At 50.9% G+C, this 17,869-nt stretch carries 16 protein-coding genes and 1 tRNA gene; 7 read left to right on the top strand and 10 right to left on the bottom strand.

Annotation, left to right across the window (positions count from 1 at the left end; translation table 11 throughout):
* Window positions 1-31: 31 nt before the first annotated feature.
* From rpsA to cphA, 4 genes are all read left to right on the top strand, one after another.
* Complete coding sequence (rpsA, locus tag IMY23_RS05535) at window positions 32-1,939, top strand: 30S ribosomal protein S1 (protein WP_192821127.1); 1,908 nt, start codon at window positions 32-34, stop codon at window positions 1,937-1,939.
* Between the two features lie 132 nt (window positions 1,940-2,071).
* Window positions 2,072-2,142: transfer RNA gene (locus tag IMY23_RS05530), tRNA-Cys, on the top strand.
* Between the two features lie 415 nt (window positions 2,143-2,557).
* Window positions 2,558-3,445, top strand: a complete 888-nt coding sequence (locus IMY23_RS05525) for a cyanophycinase (RefSeq protein WP_192821126.1) — start codon at window positions 2,558-2,560, stop codon at window positions 3,443-3,445.
* Between the two features lie 43 nt (window positions 3,446-3,488).
* Window positions 3,489-6,119 (top strand): cyanophycin synthetase, encoded by a 2,631-nt coding sequence (gene cphA, locus IMY23_RS05520; RefSeq protein WP_192821125.1) that lies wholly within the window; start codon window positions 3,489-3,491, stop codon window positions 6,117-6,119.
* A gap of 163 nt (window positions 6,120-6,282) precedes the next feature.
* Here the strand turns inward: cphA and IMY23_RS05515 are convergent, their stop codons facing one another.
* On the bottom strand, window positions 6,283-7,224 hold the full coding sequence (locus IMY23_RS05515; protein WP_192821124.1) for a hypothetical protein: 942 nt from the start codon (window positions 7,222-7,224) through the stop codon (window positions 6,283-6,285).
* Between the two features lie 103 nt (window positions 7,225-7,327).
* Here IMY23_RS05515 and IMY23_RS05510 point away from each other — a divergent pair, with 103 nt between their 5' ends.
* A complete protein-coding gene (locus tag IMY23_RS05510) occupies window positions 7,328-7,945 on the top strand; it encodes a methyltransferase (RefSeq protein ID WP_192821123.1) in 618 nt (205 codons plus the stop codon).
* Between the two features lie 143 nt (window positions 7,946-8,088).
* Window positions 8,089-8,901: a 3-deoxy-8-phosphooctulonate synthase gene (gene kdsA, locus IMY23_RS05505; RefSeq protein WP_192821122.1), complete on the top strand. Its 813-nt coding sequence runs from the start codon at window positions 8,089-8,091 to the stop codon at window positions 8,899-8,901.
* A gap of 74 nt (window positions 8,902-8,975) precedes the next feature.
* Here the strand turns inward: kdsA and IMY23_RS05500 are convergent, their stop codons facing one another.
* Window positions 8,976-9,746, bottom strand: a complete 771-nt coding sequence (locus tag IMY23_RS05500) for an O-methyltransferase (RefSeq protein WP_192821121.1) — start codon at window positions 9,744-9,746, stop codon at window positions 8,976-8,978.
* A gap of 23 nt (window positions 9,747-9,769) precedes the next feature.
* The gene (gene apaG, locus IMY23_RS05495; protein ID WP_192821120.1) at window positions 9,770-10,156 is read right to left on the bottom strand and encodes a Co2+/Mg2+ efflux protein ApaG; all 387 of its coding nucleotides are present in this window, start codon (window positions 10,154-10,156) and stop codon (window positions 9,770-9,772) included.
* A 105-nt stretch (window positions 10,157-10,261) separates the two neighbouring features.
* Between apaG and ung the strand changes: the two genes are divergently transcribed.
* A complete protein-coding gene (gene ung / locus IMY23_RS05490; protein ID WP_192821119.1) occupies window positions 10,262-10,924 on the top strand; it encodes a uracil-DNA glycosylase in 663 nt (220 codons plus the stop codon).
* A gap of 61 nt (window positions 10,925-10,985) precedes the next feature.
* On the opposite strand, the gene IMY23_RS19940 is transcribed toward ung, so the two are convergent.
* From IMY23_RS19940 to IMY23_RS05460, 7 genes are all read right to left on the bottom strand, one after another.
* A complete protein-coding gene (locus IMY23_RS19940) occupies window positions 10,986-11,630 on the bottom strand; it encodes a polysaccharide deacetylase family protein (RefSeq protein WP_370589901.1) in 645 nt (214 codons plus the stop codon).
* A gap of 56 nt (window positions 11,631-11,686) precedes the next feature.
* Complete coding sequence (locus tag IMY23_RS05485; RefSeq protein WP_225986417.1) at window positions 11,687-13,531, bottom strand: glycoside hydrolase family 9 protein; 1,845 nt, start codon at window positions 13,529-13,531, stop codon at window positions 11,687-11,689.
* A 128-nt stretch (window positions 13,532-13,659) separates the two neighbouring features.
* Window positions 13,660-14,757, bottom strand: coding sequence for a signal peptidase I (gene lepB, locus IMY23_RS05480; protein WP_192821118.1), 1,098 nt, complete (start codon window positions 14,755-14,757; stop codon window positions 13,660-13,662).
* Window positions 14,758-14,767: 10 nt separating this feature from the next.
* Window positions 14,768-15,484 carry a 4-hydroxy-tetrahydrodipicolinate reductase gene (dapB, locus tag IMY23_RS05475; protein WP_192821117.1) on the bottom strand — a complete coding sequence of 239 codons (717 nt, stop codon included), beginning with the start codon at window positions 15,482-15,484 and terminating at the stop codon, window positions 14,768-14,770.
* A 1-nt stretch (window position 15,485) separates the two neighbouring features.
* Complete coding sequence (locus IMY23_RS05470; protein ID WP_192821116.1) at window positions 15,486-16,103, bottom strand: DUF5683 domain-containing protein; 618 nt, start codon at window positions 16,101-16,103, stop codon at window positions 15,486-15,488.
* A gap of 48 nt (window positions 16,104-16,151) precedes the next feature.
* Window positions 16,152-17,063, bottom strand: coding sequence for a ParB/RepB/Spo0J family partition protein (locus tag IMY23_RS05465; protein ID WP_192821115.1), 912 nt, complete (start codon window positions 17,061-17,063; stop codon window positions 16,152-16,154).
* Between the two features lie 20 nt (window positions 17,064-17,083).
* The gene (locus tag IMY23_RS05460; protein WP_192821114.1) at window positions 17,084-17,863 is read right to left on the bottom strand and encodes a ParA family protein; all 780 of its coding nucleotides are present in this window, start codon (window positions 17,861-17,863) and stop codon (window positions 17,084-17,086) included.
* Window positions 17,864-17,869 lie beyond the last annotated feature (6 nt).

Here is a 17,869-nt window from a genome sequence, read left to right as displayed (position 1 = left end):
GGCGTTTTTTAGTGGTGAACCAAAGCGCATTATGGCAAATTTAGAAGATTTTGACTGGGATAAGTTTGATTCCCAGGGTTTCGGCGGCGCGTACTCTGCTACAGAGCGTGCTGAAATGGAACAAATGTATGCCGACACCCTGAACACCGTTCAGGAAGAGGAAGTGATCAAAGGTACCGTTGTTGGTATCACTGACCGCGACGTGATCTTGAACATCGGCTTTAAGTCTGATGGTCTGGTTCCCGTTTCTGAATTCCGTGACATGCCTGACTTGAAAGTTGGGGATGAAGTGGAGGTTTTCATTGAAGACCAGGAAGACCCTAACGGTCAGTTGATCCTGTCTAGAAAGAAAGCCAAAATTGTGAAAGCGTGGGAGATGATCTACGGCGCCCTGGAGAACGACAGTATCCTGGAAGGGGTAGTGAAACGCAGAACCAAAGGTGGTTTGATCGTTGACCTTTACGGCGTTGAGGCCTTCTTGCCAGGTTCACAGATTGATGTGAAGCCTATCCGTGACTTTGATGTCTATGTAGGTAAGAAAATGGAAGTGAAAGTAGTGAAAATCAACGCTGCTTTTGACAACGTAGTAGTATCGCACAAAGTACTGATTGAGAAAGATCTTGAGCAGCAACGTGCCGCCATCTTGAACAACCTTGAAAAAGGTCAGGTGCTGGAAGGCGTGATCAAAAACATGACCAACTTCGGTGTGTTCATCGATCTTGGCGGTGTGGATGGTCTATTGCACATCACAGATATTTCATGGGGCCGCATCAACCACCCGCAAGAGGTGTTGGAGCTAGACCAGAAAGTGAACGTGGTAGTTCTGGATTTCGACGACGACAAGAAGCGTATTTCTTTGGGCATGAAGCAGTTGACGCCTCACCCATGGGATGCCCTGCCTGGCGAAGTAGAAGTTGGTTCACGCGTGAAAGGCAGAATTGTAAACGTAGCCGATTACGGTGCGTTCTTAGAATTGATGCCAGGCGTAGAAGGCTTGATCCACGTGTCAGAAATGTCATGGTCACAGCACCTGCGCAACCCGCAAGACTTCATCAAGCAAAATGATGAAATTGAGGCTGTAGTATTGACCATGGACCGCAACGACCGCAAAATGTCTCTGGGTATTAAGCAGTTGACCGAGGATCCGTGGACCAAGCAAGATGTCTTGACCAAGTATGCCGTTGGTACTACCCACACCGGTGTGGTTAGAAACCTGACCAACTTTGGTCTGTTCATTGAGCTGGAAGAAGGCGTAGACGGTTTGGTACACGTATCTGACCTGTCTTGGACCAAGAAAATCAAGCACCCATCTGAGTTCGTGAAAGTTGGCGATTCTCTGGATGTAGTGGTTCTTGAACTGGATGCTTCTGCCCGCAGACTGGCCCTGGGTCATAAGCAATTGGAAGAAAATCCTTGGGATACCTTTGCTTCTGTCTTCACTATTGGCTCTACCCACAAAGTAACCGTGTTGGAGAAATCTGACCGCGGTGCCACGTTGGAATTGCCTTACGGTATTGAAGGCTTCGCATTCCCTAAAGGTCTTGCGAAAGAAGACGGTACGGCAGTTGAAGCCGGTGAGCAAATTGAATTCAAAGTTACTGAGTTCTCTAAAGAAGATCGTAAGATTATCTTGTCGCACACCGCCATGCACACGGCCCAGCCAGAAGATGCCAAGCGCAAGAAGTTTGAGAAGAAAGACGCACCAGCCGCCGGTACTGCTAAAACAGCTGCCGCTGCTGCCCCTAAGAAAGATGAAGTACGTGCTACTTTAGGTGACTTAGACGCGCTTTCTGCCTTGAAAGACCAAATGATGGAAACGGAGAAAGAAGCCGGTGAGAAGAAATTAGCTGCTGCTGCCAAAGCACGCACTGAGAAAGCTCCAGAGGCTGACGCTCCTGAGGCTACTGAAGCACCTGATTCTACTGAGTCTGCTGAGTAGTCTCCCCATAGTTAGGAAATGTATAGAGAAGAGCCCCAAGCAGTTGGGGCTCTTTTTCTTTATACGGCTTTAAAAATAGAAGATAATATTGGCCTCTTATGAAAATGAGCGTATATTTGCACTACCAAAAACGGTAACGTGGCCGAGTGGCTAGGCAGAGCTCTGCAAAAGCTCGTACAGCGGTTCGAATCCGCTCGTTACCTCACCTAGGTCTGATAAACCCGCTTAGAGCCATCTAAGCGGGTTTTCTGTTTTTCGGCTTGTCTCTAACTTGTTCCAATCAATACCTAGCGGAGGCTTTTTCATTATTCGCCCATCTAAGGTTAGTGCTCCTTTCTTTGGTGCGGTCCATTCATTTATTAATGTATGGCTTGGTACCAGATCCTTATAGGGTTTAAGCGGGCCTAAGTACTTTCCGCAGTGGTTCCTGCGGCATCTATCATAAATTAGAAATCTCTAATCTTTTATAAAAAATTCACGTAACCAAACCAACTATTGCCATTTTAATGAAGCACAGGGTGATAGCGGCTTCCTCACTGCCAAATCAATATTTTTTTACTGTGCCAAGGCCTTGACTATCAACCCAAAGGAGCCAATTCACCAACGCAACAATGCTGCATGAGCGAGACACGCGCTGACCAGGATAAAAAAACCAGACCATCTGTAGAATTCAAAACCCCCAACGGTACCCTCATTGCCATTGGTGGCCGCGAAAACAAAGGCGATGACCCGAAAGAGGACGAGACGAACCAGCACAACCTAAATTTTGTCAAGAATGAGATACTGGAGCGGTTTGTCAAAGAATTGCCCGGCAAAGATTCGTTGATTGTGGTAATTCCTACGGCGTCTTCTTTGCCAGTAGAACAGGGAAACACCTACAAAAAAGTATTCGCTAATCTTGGTGCCAAAAACGTAGAGGTGCTGGACATACGTTCTCGGGAAGACTCCTGCCAGGAAGAATACATGGCTGTCATTAAAAAAGCAGCGGGCCTTCTGTTCACCGGCGGCGATCAATTGCGCCTGACAGCTATTTTTGGTGGCACAGAAGTAATGCGCCTCATCAAAGAGCGCTATTACAAAGAGAACCTGGTGATTGCCGGTACCAGTGCCGGGGCGGCGGCCATGTCCACTCAAATGATTTACCAAGGCATGAGCACCGGTGGTTTTATAAAAGGGGCCGTGAGTATTACCGCCGGGCTGGAGCTGTTGAACGATGCCGCCATTGACACCCATTTCATTAAACGCGGAAGAATGGTGCGCATGGCCCAAATGATTGCCACCAACCCCACGTTCTTGGGCATTGGCCTGGAGGAAGACACGGGCATTGTGGTGAAAAAAGGAAAAGAACTGGAAGTAATCGGCAGCGGCCTGGTAGTCATTGTAGACGGCCGGGGAAGCACAGCCACCAATATATATGAGGTAGAGGAGGGAGTTCCTGTGACCATCAGAGACCTGAAAGTGCATCTTTTGGGTAAAGGCGACACCTACACAATGGAAAATTTTTAACAGACATAACAAAAAACCCATCCATAAAGGATAAAGAACCCTTATGAAAATCGTTGAATTGCGCGTTATGCGCGGACCAAACTACTGGTCTGTCAAACACCCAAAAATCATTGTGTTAAAGCTGGACATGGAACAGTATGCCGGCGTCTTGACTACAGACATTCCAGGGTTCCACCAAAGGCTGGAAGAGCAGTTCCCAGGCATGGTGGAACACCGCAGCATCAAAGGCCAGGAGGGCGGCTACCTGCAGCGCGTGCAGGAAGAAGGGGTTCCGTTGAGCAATGTAGTAGAACATGTGGCATTGGAACTGCAGACCCTGGGCGGTATGAACTCAGGCTTCGGCCGCTCGTACCCGGCGCCGCAGCCCGGGTTTGAGTACGTGGTGTTCTCTTACCAGGAAGAAAAAGCCGGGGAATATGCCGCCCACGCCGCTATCAGGGCCACCTTGGCATTGGCCAACAATGAAACCTATGACATTCAGCCAGACATTGATGAGCTGCATGTGATCAGGGAAGATGAACACATTGGGCCCAGTACCTATTCCATCGTCTCAGAGGCGGTAGCCAGAGGCATTCCCTACATCAGGCTCAACAAGCACTCTTTGATTCAGTTGGGCTACGGCGTGAACCAGAAGCGTATTCAGGCCACCATGACCAACCAGACGTCGGCGTTCTCCACCGAGATTGCTGGTGATAAAAGTGCGACTAAAGCCATGCTGCGCGAAGCGGCGGTGCCCGTGCCGGAAGGCGAGATTGTCTACAACCTGGATGAACTCAAAGAGGCGATTGATTTCCTGGGCTACCCCATTGTGACCAAGCCCTTAGACGGCAACCACGGCAAAGGCGCGGGTATTAATCTCAAGTCCTGGTCAGAGGCTATAGCCGGCTTCAAAATGGCCCAGAAATACTCAGACGCCGTCATTGTGGAGCAGTTTATTGAAGGTTATGATTTCCGGCTACTGGTGGTGAACCAAAAGTTTGTGGCCGCGGCCAAACGCACTCCGGCCATGGTGGTAGGAAATGGTTCGTCCACGGTACAGGAACTCATCAACCAGGTGAACAGTGACCCCAGAAGGGGCGTGGGCCATGAAAAAGTCTTAACCCGCATTACCGTTGACAAAGACACCAAAGGCATTCTGGAGAAAAAAGGCTACACACTCAAAACCGTGTTGGCCGAAGGCGAGGAACTGTTCCTGAAAAGCACCGCCAACCTCTCCACCGGCGGCACGGCCACTGATGTTACAGATCTGATTGACCCCTATAACATTTTAATGGCCGAACGTATTGCCGGAACCATTGGCCTGGACATTTGCGGTATAGACGTGGTGACCTCAGATATTGCCATTCCGTTGCCGGAGGCCCGTGGGGCCGTAATTGAAGTAAACGCCGCCCCTGGGTTCAGAATGCACATTTCCCCCACAGAAGGCTTGCCGCGCAACGTGGCGGAGCCCGTAATGGACATGCTGTTCCCGCGGGGTTGTACTGCCAGAATCCCGATCATAGCCGTGACCGGCACCAACGGCAAGACCACCACCACACGGCTCATTGCGCACATGGTCAAATCCAAAGGCTACAAAGTGGGCTTCACCACCACAGACGGTATTTACATACAGGACCGCATGCTGGAGAAAGGCGATACCACCGGTTCCAAAAGTGCCGAGTTCGTGTTGCGGGACCCTACCGTGAACTTCGCGGTACTGGAATGTGCCCGTGGCGGCATGCTGCGCTCCGGCCTGGGTTTTGAGCAGTGCGACATTGGCATTGTGACCAACGTAGCCGAGGACCACATGGGCTTGCGTGATATCTATACTTTAGAGGACATGGCGCGCGTGAAAGCCGTGGTACCCAAAGCGGTCAGCAAAGACGGCTACGCCATTCTGAACGCCGATGATGACCACGTCTATAACATGGCGCAGGAGGTAGATGCCAAAGTGGCTTTCTTCAGTATGGATGAAAGTAACCCGCGCATTCTTAAGCACGTGGCCAAAGGCGGCCTGGCGGCGGTCTGCGAAAACGGCTATATCTCCATCTTCAAAAACACCTATAAGATTAGGGTAGACCGCGTGGCAGACATTCCGTTGACGTTTGGCGGAAGGGCGAAGTTCAATATTGAGAATGTGCTGGCCGCCACCTTGGCCGGTTATATCTCGCACTTTGAGATTTCTGAGATCAAGACGGCGCTGCGTACCTTTATTCCCTCTTCCAACAAGACACCGGGGCGTATGAACCTGTTCAAGTTTCCAACCTTTGAGGTTTTGGTAGATTATGCGCATAACCCGGCCGGTATGAAAGGGATTGCCGAGTTCCTGCAGAACGTAGACGCCCGCAAGCACGTGGGCATTATTGCCGGGGTAGGCGACCGCCGCGACGAGGACATTGTGGAAATGGGCCGCTTAGCCGCCTCTATGTTTGACGAAGTGATTGTGCGCCATGACAAAGACCTGCGCGGCCGCAGCGCCGAGAACATCATAGAATTAATGGTGGCGGGTATTACCCAGGTAGATCCAGACAAAAACTACAAAGTGATTGGCCAGGAGATGATTGCCATTGCCTATGCCTTGGAGCACGCCGAACGCAATTCGTTTATTACCATTTTCTCAGAAGACATTCCGGAGGCTATAAAACTGATTGAGAACTTCAAGGTAATCCAGGACCGCCGCGTGATGATTGACTAAACACAGCTGATACCTAATGGTAAATAGGGGCTATGTGCTGGAAAGGCATCGCCCTTATTTTGTTTTACCGTTTTCGGGCTCATTTCTGGAAACGGAGCCAAAAACAGAAAGGCCTGACGCAATTACGCGTCAGGCCTTTCTGTTTTTATGATGCCTTAATTTTTTATTCCAAGGTGAAGGTTTGGGTGCCAATCAGGTAGCCGCCGGAGTAGATTTCTACAATGTGCTTGCCGGTTTTGTAGGGGCTGCCTTTTGAGTAGAGGAAAGTGACCAGCTGCTGAGAATTGTCAAACACAATGTCGCGCTTGGCGGTGTAGAACTGCTCACGGCCTTCAAACTCAAACGTGCCCGAGCCGGTGGCCAGGTTGTAGAGCGCTGCACCGTCTGGCTCAATCAAGCGCATCATGATCTCCTTGTTGCCTTTGGCGGCCACTTCGTTTTTGCCTAATCTAAAGGTGAACTTGATCTTGTCCACGCGTTTGGCTTTGAACTCCTGGTCTTCGTCTTCCTTCTCCTTGCCTCTGTTGTTTACAATGGTGACGGTGATGTTCTGCGCTTCCAGTTTAGAGGCCAGGGCTACCTTGCTTTCCAGTTCCTGGTTGGTGGTGGAAATTCTGGTGATGGAGTCAGAGAGCTTATTCTGGGTGGTTTTGAGGGTTTTCACTTCGGTGAACAGTTCCTCATTGTCTTCGGTGAGTTTGGCCACTTCTTCGTCTTTGCGCTTAAGGGCTTGCTCCAGGTTTTGGGCGCGCTCCTGAAACCGGCGCTGGTCGGCAATGGTAAAGGAGCTGTTCCGGAAAGACCGGAGCTGCGCCAAATCTGCATTAATGGCAGAGATTCTCACTTCCAGGGAATCATTGGTGAGGCCCATGGCTTTGAGGTCGTTGCTTTGCCGTTCAAAATCGGCTTTGAGGGCTTCGTACACCTTGATCTGGTTTTCCAGCTCGGTGTTTTTTACCTTGATGATCTCCTGCTGCTGCTCATTCTCCTGGGTTTTCTGCTGCTGCATATAGATGAGTATGCCGTTGATGCTGAGCAGGACAATGATCAGGCCTACCACCAACAATTTGCGGTTACTATCTTTTTCTGGGGCTTCTGTTGCCATGGGTTTTGTACAGGTAATGTGGGTTTACGCCAATACGTATTCTTACAAAAATACGGTTCTCACGGTCCTTTGCAAATTACGGCGGAAAATACTTCCTTCCGGTATGGATTCCACTACTGATCTTTCTGAGGCCTATTGGTCTGACCGCTACCGCCAGGGCGCCACGCAATGGGACGCCGGCGCCATTACCACGCCCCTCAAAACCTATCTTGACCAGGTAATTGACAAGGACCTGAAAATCCTGGTTCCGGGCGGCGGCAACGGCCATGAAGCCGAATACCTGCACCAGCAAGGGTTCAAAAAGGTGTATCTGCTTGATTTTGCGCCCGAGCCATTAGCCAATTTCAAAGCGCGCTGCCCAGATTTCCCGGAGGACCATTTGCTGGAGCAGGATTTCTTTCAGAAAACAGACCTCACCTTTGACCTGGTGCTGGAACAGACCTTTTTCTGCGCCCTGCCCAGGCCTATGCGCGTTGCCTATGCCCGGCAAGTGTTTGATTTATTGAAGCCTAGTGGCAAATTAGTGGGGGTGTTGTTCTCTGAGGAATTTGCGGCAGAAGGTCCGCCCTTTGGTGGGAATGCGTTTGAGTACCAGGCCTATTTTGAGCCGTATTTCCATTTCAAACATTTTGCGCTTTGCTACAATTCCATCAAACCCCGCCAGGGCAAAGAACTGTTCATGGTGCTGGAGCGCCGTGATAAAGCGGCTTTCATCGCGTAGAACAAACAGAAATTCTGTACTTTTGAACCACGCGGGAAGCCTTTTTTTAACCGAGGTTTCACGTTTCGTTTTCGGGCTCATTTTCAGAAACGGAGCCAAAAACGGAATTCCGCTTTCTTTCTAACCTTGCTAAATTGACCACTATGAATATCGAGATTCCTAAATTACAGCATACCGCCTCTGGTAACTTTTTTCTTATGGCTGGCCCCTGCGCCATTGAAGGCGAAGACATGGCCTTGAACATTGCCGAGGAACTGGTGCGCATCTCTGACCGCCTGCAGATTCCCTTGATTTTCAAAGGCTCCTACCGCAAGGCCAACCGTTCGCGCAAAGATTCCTTCACCGGCATTGGCGATGAAAAAGCATTGAAGATTCTGGCCAAAGTGAGCCAAACCTTTAACATCCCCACAGTCACCGACATTCATGAAAGCCATGAGGCCGCCATGGCCGCAGAATACGTGGACGTACTGCAGATTCCGGCTTTTTTGTGCCGCCAGACAGATTTATTGATTGCCGCCGCCGAAACCGGAAAAGTGGTGAACATCAAAAAGGGCCAGTTTCTCTCCGGTGAATCCATGAAGTTTGCCGTGGAGAAAATCCGGGAGTCAGGCAACAACAATGTTATTCTGACGGATAGGGGCAATTCCTTTGGCTATTCAGATTTGGTGGTGGACTTCCGGAACATTCCGGCCATGCGCGAGAACCAAGTGCCCGTGGTGATGGACGTGACGCATTCTTTGCAGCAGCCCAATAAAGCCTCTGGCGTTACCGGCGGTCAACCCGCTTTGATTGAGACCATCGCCAAAGCTGCCATCGCCGTAGGCGCCGACGGTCTTTTCATTGAGACGCACCCCACGCCAGCCACCGCTAAATCTGACGGCGCCAACATGCTGCCACTGGCCCAACTGGAAAGTTTGATGGAACGTTTGATCAGAATCAGACAGGCTATACTTTAAAAGGAGAATTCCCGTTTTCGGGCTCATTTCCAGAAATGAGCCCGAAAACGGGAATTGAGAAAAAAGCTGCTCGGTTAGAACCTCAGCGTGAAATGCTGCTTGGGTTGGTTGGTTCTGAAGAAGACGAGTCCGATGTAGAAAAGGTCAACAGTGAGCAGTACCTGCGGGTGCTGCTTTATTTTTTGCCAGGCCTTGGCCATGTCGCTTGACCAGTAAATATCGTCAAAGATGAAGACGCTGCCTTCATGGGCTTTGGGGAGGCACGTCTCAAAATACTGCAGGGTAGGGGCGTAGCGGTGGTTTCCGTCAAAAAACACAAAGTCCAGCCGGTCCAGTCTGGCTACAGTCTGCGCCAAGGTTTGGTCCATGTTACCTTGCACCACTTCCACGTTATTTAAACCCATTTCAGTGAAATTCTTACGAGCCTGAGCTGCAAGGGCAGGGCAGCCCTCCAGCGTGATGACCTGGGCGTTGGGGTTTGCCAGGGCGAGGTAGCTGGTGGTGAGCCCTAAAGATGTGCCCAGTTCCAGCACGGTGCTGGGTTGAAAATGTTGGGCCAGCCTGAACAACAGTTGCCCCAAGCGCCTGGGTTTGGCCGCCGATTTAGCGATGGCAGAAATCTTCCTGGTTTTGGTATTGCCGGTGTGGGAGCCTGCGCCAAAATCCTGCACTTCCAAAAGGGTAGAATCTTTCAGGAGATTTTTTCTAAGCGCCTCCACCTGGTCATAGGCCGCGTGGTGGCCCTTGTGGTGAATGACAAAACAATACAGGTTGAAGACAAACGGCGAATGAAGCCCGTGGGCATTGCCGGAACGCCACCAGAATTTGGCGTACCTCAGAACCATGGCGGCGTGCTGCAAAGAGAGATTTAGTTAAGCTTGTAAGGAATGATGAGGGTGAATTCCGGAATGGTCACGTAAAACTGCTTGCCGTCTACCAACCGCTCCATCAGAAACGTGCCCGCCATCTTGCCAATGCTGGTCTTGAGGTTACAACCCGACACGTATTGGTGGCTTTCGCCGGGTTCCAGTACGGGTTGCTGGCCTACCACGCCTTCGCCTTCCACTTCACGTATTTCGTTGTTAGAATCATAGATATGCCAGTGGCGGCGTAACAACTTTACCGTAAATTCGCTGTTGTTCTCAATGGTGATCTTATACGCGAAGACAAAGTGCTGCTGGGCCGGACTGGAATAGTCAGGGAGGTAGTTGGTCGTGACGTTGACGGTTACTCCTTGGGTTGTTTTCGTATCCATGGTTGCCTAAAATTGGTATAAGCGGAACAGGCTTTCTGGCGTAATAGTTTGCGCCAGCCGGATTCTTGCCTTAAAAATACGGTAAAAACCTCTAAATAACGCTATATGCAGGTAAAAATTGAACCCAGCTGGCAACACGTGCTCCAGGACGAATTCTCGAAGCCTTATTTCCAGCAGCTCATTTCGTTTGTGAAGCAGGAATATGACACCCAGGAAGTGTACCCGCCGGGCCGCCAGATCTTCAACGCCTTTGATAAATGCCCTTTTGACCAGGTGCGTGTGGTGATTCTGGGCCAGGACCCATACCACGGCCCGGGCCAGGCCAACGGACTGGCTTTCTCCGTCGCTGATGGCATCAGAACACCGCCTTCTTTACTAAACATATTTAAAGAAATAGAATCAGACATGGGCCAGCCCATTCCGCGCAGCGGAAACCTGGAGCGTTGGGCCCGGCAGGGGGTGTTACTCTTGAACGCTACACTCACCGTGCGGGCGCACCAGGCGGGTTCGCACCAGAAGAAAGGCTGGGAGGAATTCACAGACGCCGTGATCCAGAAAGTTTCAGACGGAAAGGAGCACGTGGTGTTTTTGCTTTGGGGCGCCTATGCCCAGAAGAAAGGCCTCATCATCAATGACAAAAAACATTTGGTGCTCAAAGCTGCCCACCCGTCTCCCTTCGCCGCTGACAAAGGTTTCTTTGGAACGCGTCCTTTCAGCAAAGCCAACGCCTATTTAAAACTTCAGGGCTTGCCAGAGGTTGAATGGTAAATTCCCGTTTTCGGGCTCATTTCTGAAAATGAGCCCGAAAACGGGAGCTGAACGCTACATTTTACTCAGAAAGCAGGTTTGGCAAAGAAACGAACTGATAGCCTTTGGCCTTGAGTTCCAGCATGAGCTGGTCTAGTTTGTGGTGGAATTTGTCAGGCCGAGCCGGTTCGGTGCCTATGTGCAACAGCAGTAGAAAACCGTTGAGCCCATTTTTGTCTTTGTGTTCATACTCCAGAATAGAGTGGTAAATAACCTCACTGGTGCGGTACTGCTTGCCCAGGCTGGGGTACGTGTAATCTGCGTGGGAGAGGGTGCCGGGCGTGTAGTTGATTAACTGCAGGCCTTGCGCTTTGGTCCAGTCTGAGATTTGCTGGTTGTACCATTCATACGGCGGAAGATAGAAGGGTGCCTGTTCTTTTTTGATCCCAAATCGCGCCATCTCAGTGTAATTGTCTTGCAGGTCTTTGATGAATTGCGTGTGCGTGACCAGCAAAGAATCACGTTTAACCCAGTCGGCGTACAATACATGTTTGTCTGAGTGCGCGCCCAGGTAGTGCCCGGCCTTCTTTAGTTGTTTGATGGTTTTTCTGAAAGCCGGGTTCCGGTAGAAATCGCCCGTCAGGAAAAAGGCCGCCTTAGCTTGGTGTTTCTTAAGGGTTTTCAGAATGACTTCGGCCCCATCGGCAAATTCATGGCCAGTGAACACCAAGGCAATTTTCTTCTCAGAAACATCACCACGGTAAATGGCGCCCAGGTGCGTGGCTACTTTTTTTTTACGGGTTTGGCTTTCTGATCCCCCTCTAACTGCAACCCCGACAACAAATAGGTGAGGCTGGCGGTGCCGTCCATGGTGGGTTCATTGGTAGAATAATCGCCGTAATCATCATGATACACCACTAAATCGCTCTGAAATTGGGCGAACTCATCTGGGGCGTCTAGTTTAATGCCTTTGAGATTCCGGTAAATGCTGCCGTACACCGGTCCATCTACCAAGCCGCCGTTCAAAGGCATCTTGTGCAACAGCGCCAACGACGAATGCGGTTCTTTGGGGTACACCCCACCCTCTGGCAGGCCAATGACCATGCTGGTGCCCCAGGGGTTCACGCCAAACAACCAGTCACGCAGGGCGGCTTCCATCTGGGCAAAACGCGTGTCGCCGGTCAATTTTCGGTAGAGCATGGCTTGGCTGGCCAGGCCCGTCACCAGGTTGTTGGAGCACCAGATGAAGGGCACGCCCATGTAAAAGGCATTGGATTTTCCTCTGGCTTCCACCGCCTCCAGGCCCTTGCGCAGGTTGTCTGTGAATTCCTTCTGTATGGCCTGGTCCCCTGATTTCGCCAAATAATAATGCCCTAAATTGATGAACGGGTACCACTGGTAATGCCGCGCCGTGTCTTTCCCCAGCCAGGGCGTGAGCGGTTCCTGGCGGCCAAATTCAGCGGCTTTCTGGAGCAGGTCTGCGCGGTTGGTGCTCTCTTTTAACTGAATGGCGGCCAGTTGCATGTCATCAACCCAGTTGTCTTCCTCATAAAAATAGGGCGCTTTGCCTGGCGCGGTCTGGGCAACGCCCGGTTTGGTCAACCCATAGTCATAGGCCTGCTGTGCTTTTGCCTTCAACGAAGTGGCATACGCGGGATAATACTGTGCCAGCAGCTGTGCGCCCAAGCTAAACGCCGAGGAGAATTTGCCAGCAGTGGAGGAGACGCCCGTGCTTCGGTTTTTATACTGGAAGGAGCCTTGCGGTTGGCCTGTGACCACATACACCGGTCGGCCCAGGCCAGGTCCTTTGCCATAGTTTACTTTGTCTTCATTGGGCAAGCGGTAGCCGGCATGGTCCCGGTCATCGGCTATCTGGTTGAACATGAGATTGGCCTGCGGGTACATTTTCAGCAGCCAGTCCAGGCCCCATTTGGCTTCATCCAGAATGTCTGGGATTTGGTTGGCGCCGGGCAGCCCATTGGCCAAATGTTTGTCTTCAAAAGCGCCGGGGTTCTGCTGGTAGGCAAACAATAATTGGAACGTGGCATTAGCCGAGGTGGTCACATATTGCAGATAATCTGAGGCGTCATGCCAGCCGCCGGTAGCGTCTACATACGTGGAGTCTTTGGCTTTTTCTGGATGGAACACCATAAACCCGTCTGTGGTATGGCAGGAATCCTTTAAATAGGGGTTGAACCCGCAGCGCTGTTGGCGCATGTACTGCAACAGGAAATCGGCGGTTTGGTCATAAGCCTTGGCGTCTATCTTGAAAGGCGGGGACTGGATGCCGTTGGCTTTTAGGTAGTACGTGCCGGCCTTCTGAAATTTAGAAAAATCTAATCTATAGGTCTGCGCGAAGGCCGTGTACGCTCCCTGGGGTTTGGGGCTGCTGCCTTTGAATACTTGTTTGCCCGTGGCTGCATCATGCAAGGTGAAGTTTTTAACCGACAAATTTTGCTTGCTCGCCAGCACTGCCACTTTCACTGAGGCCGGTAAGTACCCCAGCTGGTTGATCCTTATCCAGGTTTGGTCTGATTGGGCGAAGGAGGTGAACGCGCAGAAAAGTAGCAGCAAAAAGAGACAGGGGCGGGTGAGGGAAAGCATGGCAGAAAGAATGTTTGCGGCCAAGTTAGCTTTTCTGTGGCTTTCCCAAAAGGCTTTCATGCAAAATGCCAACCCAAAGGCTGGCATTTTATATAATTTTTTAAAAAGTCTGTTTTCGGGCTCATTTTCAGAAACGAGCCCGAAAACAGGAATTATTTGATGCCCATGAAAATGCGTCTCCATCTGATCTTGTCCAGCAAACCCTCATCTGGGTTCGACGACATCCACACCAGCACGGCCTTGCCCACAATGTGATCCTCGGGCACAAAACCCCAGTAGCGGGAATCTTCGGAGTTGTGGCGGTTATCGCCCATCATCCAGTAATAGTTCTGTTTGAAGGTGTATTCCGTGATGGGTTTACCGTCAATAGAGATCGAATTATCAGTGACTACCACGTTTTCATGGCCTTCATAGCGCCTGATGGCCATTTCATACAACGGAATGGTCTTGGCGTCTAACGTCACCTTCATGCCTTCCTTGGGGATGATAAAGGGACCGAAGTTATCTTTGTTGTGCGGGTACAAAGATGGTTTGAACGGAAACACTTCGGCCCGCACATCGCCCACACTGTCTTTCATCTGCACCACCTGGCTAATGAAGGGCAGTTTGCTTATTTCCTCGGCTTGCTGCGGAGAGATATGCACACTGAAGACGCTGGCGTTCTCCTGTCTGGGCTGGTAGATGTTGTAGTCTTTGAAGAATTTTTCACCTAAGCCTGTGGGCGCTACCAACACATAGGAATATTGCACACCCGCCGGATCTGGCACCAGTTTGTCATTGATGTAGATTTGCATGTCCCGCATCTCTATCTTGTCACCAGCAATGCCAATGCAGCGTTTGATGTAGTTGGTCCGAAGGTCAGTGGGGTGTTGCTCTTCCGGCGGAAAATTGAACACCACCACATCATTGTTCTTCACCTCAGAGAAACCCGGCAAGCGGTAAGAAGTCAGTTGAATAGCGTCTGAGTAAGAGGGGATGTTGGTGCCCCAGATGGTCTGGTGCGTGAGCGGTACCTGCAACGGTGTTTTAGGCGTTCTGGGCCCGTAGTGCAGTTTGCTCACAAAGAGGTAATCTCCCACCAAAAGAGACTTCTCCATGGAAGGGGTGGGAATGGTGTAGGCTTCAAAGGTGGCCCATCTGATCAAAGTGGCGGCCACTACGGCAAACAGAATGGCGTCTCCCCATTCCCTGAAAAAACCTTTTTGCTCTCTTGGCTTTTTATTCTCTTTTGTCCAGAATCTGGTGCTCATGCAATAGCGGTTAAAGTTGTAGCAGGTCGGTCATGCCAAAAACGCCTTGGCGGCCCGGCAGCCATTCGGCGGCCAGCAAGGCCCCGGCGGCAAAGCCTTCCCTGTTATGGGCAATGTGTTGCAGCTCAAAGGTATCGTTTTCTGAGGTGTATTGCACAATGTGGGTTCCTACAACTTCTCCTTCTCTCTCAGATTCCACACCCAGCAATTCGGGCTCAGTGGTGGGGCCGTTGATCCAGCCTTGTTTCTGTGGGTAATGTTTCAAAATGCCATCGGCAATGCTGAGGGCGGTGCCGCTGGGTTGGTCTAGTTTGTGTACGTGATGTATTTCCTTCACTGCCACCGCAAACTCAGGGTACTGCTGCATTTTCTGGGCCACGTACTCGTTGAAATGGAAAAACAGGTTCACGCCCACGCTGAAATTAGATGCATAGAATAGGGAGCCGTTCGCTTGCGTGCACTGCTGTTTTACCTGGTCCAGGTGGTTTAACCAGCCCGTAGTGCCTACCACCACCGGAATTCTCTTCTCTAAACAAGTCAGAATATTGGGCACGGCCGCGTCTGGGCTGGTGAACTCAATGGCCACGTCTACCTGCTCTGCGGTAAAAGAAGCCAGGTCTTCTGCTTTTTCTGCCGTGATGGTGCCCACAATGGAATGACCCTTGGCCAGGGCGAGCCGTTCAATGGTCTGGCCCATTTTGCCGTAACCAATCAAGAGAATGCGCATGTTATCTTCTCAGGTTAAATTGCATGGAAAAGCCGGCGGCGTATTGCTGGTTGGCCATGGGTTGCAGGTTGGGTTGTATGCGCAAAGACAAATCATCACTAATGTCAAAGCCTTTCAAATGCGCGTGCACGTGGGCTTCCATCACATTCAGTCCCCAGGCAATCACACCTAAAATAATATCCAAATCACGGTATTTCCGGAAGAAGTCGCGGCTGCGGTACAAATTCCGGGTTCCTTGCTCTCCGGTGATGTCAATGCCGTAAATAGGGTCAAAAGCGTAGGCGTCTACCGTGGAGGCGTCTCCGTCTGTCCTGATCCGGATGGCTCTGGCAAAGCCCTGGTACTTGCGGTTGTTGTCATAGATAAAATACCCAATCACCCCGCCCGTAACGTAAATCAACGGAATTTTCCAGTAACTCTTGTTATAGGCCTGGCCTAAACCGGGCAGCATCAAGGAGTAAACCGCTGCCTGGGCTGGTTTGCTCCATCTGCTGATTGCTTCTTTCACGTGCTTGGGCGGAGGCAGCTTGGTGGTGTCATTTTCTACCACCGGCGGCGTAGAGACTACCACAGAATCTGGCCCGGCAGTTACCACCTGGGCGTTTGCCGGCCGCACCATGCCAAACGCAAGGAATACTAAAAGAAAAAATGCCGAGCACAGCCGCATTTAGGCGTAGTTTAAGATTTCCAGAATTCGGTTGAGCTCGTCTACAGACACAAACGGGATTTTGATTTCGCCTTTGCCTTCTGCCGATGCCTTCACGTGAATACGGGTTCCAAAATAAGAAGACAACCTGGATTCTACGCGTTTCACTTCATTCTCAAACGGATGCAAGTCTAATCTGGTCTGTGGGTCTGCCTTTTTATTTTGCAGGCTCAGGTTTCGCACCAATTCCTCCACCTTGCGCACCGACAGTTCCTCGTTCACAATTTTGCGGTACACTTCCAGTTGCTTCTCCACGTCATCAATGTTGATGATGGCGCGGGCATGGCCCATGGAAATGAGGTTGTCTCTAATGCCAATCTGAATGTCTGGCGGCAATTTTAACAGGCGCAGGTAGTTGGTCACCGTGGTGCGTTTCTTGCCTACGCGGTCACCCAGTTCCTCCTGCTTCAAACTACACTCAGACAGCAGGCGCTGGTAACTAAGGGCAATCTCTATGGCGTTGAGGTTTTCGCGCTGAATGTTCTCAATCAGGGCCATTTCCAGCATTTGCTGGTCATCGGCTTTCCTGATGTAGGCCGGAATGGCGTCTAAGCCCGCCAGTTTAGCGGCCTGGAAACGACGTTCCCCCGAGATCAACTGATACGCATCGGCGCTTAATTGCCGAACGGTGATGGGCTGAATGATGCCCTGCACACGTATGGATTCGGCCAGTTCTTCCAGCGCCACTTGGTCAAAGTGCGTGCGCGGCTGAAATGGATTGGTCTCAATCTGGGTTAATTTGATATCTGCGATGGTGTTGGCAGGGTTAGGCGTGGATGTTGCTTCTGGTTTGCGGTCATAACTCCCCGAAATAAGGGCGTCAAGGCCTCTACCAAGGCCTCCGGTTCTTTTCTTGGCTGAATTATCAGACATTTATGTTTTCTTTCTAAAATTTACTGCGCTACGGCTACCCCGTTCTTCTCCACAATCTCGCGGGCCAAATTCAGGTAACTGATGGCGCCTTTGCTTTCTGCGTCATGCAGAATGGCCGGCACCCCAAAACTAGGAGACTCGCTCAACTTCACGTTTCTGGGGATGATAGTGTCAAACACCATCTGCTGGAAGTGCATTTTCACTTCCTCCACCACTTGGTTAGACAAGCGAAGGCGCACATCATACATGGTCAAGAGCAAGCCCTCAATCTCCAGATCTGGGTTCAACCGGCTTTGGATGATTTTGATGGTGTTGAGCAGTTTCCCCAAACCTTCCAAGGCAAAATACTCGCACTGCACGGGTATAATCACCGAGTCTGCGGCAGTCAAAGAGTTAACCGTGATTAGGCCCAGCGAAGGAGAGCAGTCTATGATAATGAAATCATATTTCTCCTTGAGCGGCACCAGCACCTGCTTCATCTTTTCCTCGCGGTTAGGCAGGTTAATCATCTCAACCTCAGCGCCTACCAGGTCTATGTGTGATGGAATCAAATCCAGAAAATCAATAGGGGAGGTCATGATGATCTCCTCTACCTTGGTTCCGTCTACCATGCACTCGTAAATGCTGTTCTCTATGTCCTTGGGGTCGAAGCCGATGCCCGAGGTGGCGTTGGCCTGCGGGTCAGCGTCAACCAGCAGGGTCTTGAATTCTAATGCGGCTAAGCTGGCTGCCAGGTTAATGGCCGACGTGGTTTTTCCCACGCCGCCTTTCTGGTTGGCAACGGCAATTATTTTTCCCATTCTCAG

The sequence above is a fragment of the Rufibacter sp. LB8 genome, from assembly GCF_014876185.1.
Taxonomy (GTDB): Bacteria; Bacteroidota; Bacteroidia; order Cytophagales; family Hymenobacteraceae; genus Nibribacter.
The sequence above is the reverse complement of the archived record's forward strand: the minus strand, read 5'-3'. Positions and strand labels throughout refer to the sequence as shown.

Bases quoted from the DNA above. Each gene is read 5' to 3' on its own strand.
- rpsA (WP_192821127.1), top strand. From the start codon at position 32: ATGGCAAATTTAGAAGATTTTGACTGGGATAAGTTTGATTCCCAGGGT.
- IMY23_RS05525 (WP_192821126.1), top strand. From the start codon at position 2,558: ATGAGCGAGACACGCGCTGACCAGGATAAAAAAACCAGACCATCTGTA.
- cphA (WP_192821125.1), top strand. From the start codon at position 3,489: ATGAAAATCGTTGAATTGCGCGTTATGCGCGGACCAAACTACTGGTCT.
- IMY23_RS05515 (WP_192821124.1), bottom strand. From the start codon at position 7,224: ATGGCAACAGAAGCCCCAGAAAAAGATAGTAACCGCAAATTGTTGGTG.
- IMY23_RS05510 (WP_192821123.1), top strand. From the start codon at position 7,328: ATGGATTCCACTACTGATCTTTCTGAGGCCTATTGGTCTGACCGCTAC.
- kdsA (WP_192821122.1), top strand. From the start codon at position 8,089: ATGAATATCGAGATTCCTAAATTACAGCATACCGCCTCTGGTAACTTT.
- IMY23_RS05500 (WP_192821121.1), bottom strand. From the start codon at position 9,746: ATGGTTCTGAGGTACGCCAAATTCTGGTGGCGTTCCGGCAATGCCCAC.
- apaG (WP_192821120.1), bottom strand. From the start codon at position 10,156: ATGGATACGAAAACAACCCAAGGAGTAACCGTCAACGTCACGACCAAC.
- ung (WP_192821119.1), top strand. From the start codon at position 10,262: ATGCAGGTAAAAATTGAACCCAGCTGGCAACACGTGCTCCAGGACGAA.
- lepB (WP_192821118.1), bottom strand. From the start codon at position 14,757: ATGAGCACCAGATTCTGGACAAAAGAGAATAAAAAGCCAAGAGAGCAA.
- dapB (WP_192821117.1), bottom strand. From the start codon at position 15,484: ATGCGCATTCTCTTGATTGGTTACGGCAAAATGGGCCAGACCATTGAA.
- IMY23_RS05470 (WP_192821116.1), bottom strand. From the start codon at position 16,103: ATGGTGCGGCCGGCAAACGCCCAGGTGGTAACTGCCGGGCCAGATTCT.
- IMY23_RS05465 (WP_192821115.1), bottom strand. From the start codon at position 17,063: ATGTCTGATAATTCAGCCAAGAAAAGAACCGGAGGCCTTGGTAGAGGC.
- IMY23_RS05460 (WP_192821114.1), bottom strand. From the start codon at position 17,863: ATGGGAAAAATAATTGCCGTTGCCAACCAGAAAGGCGGCGTGGGAAAA.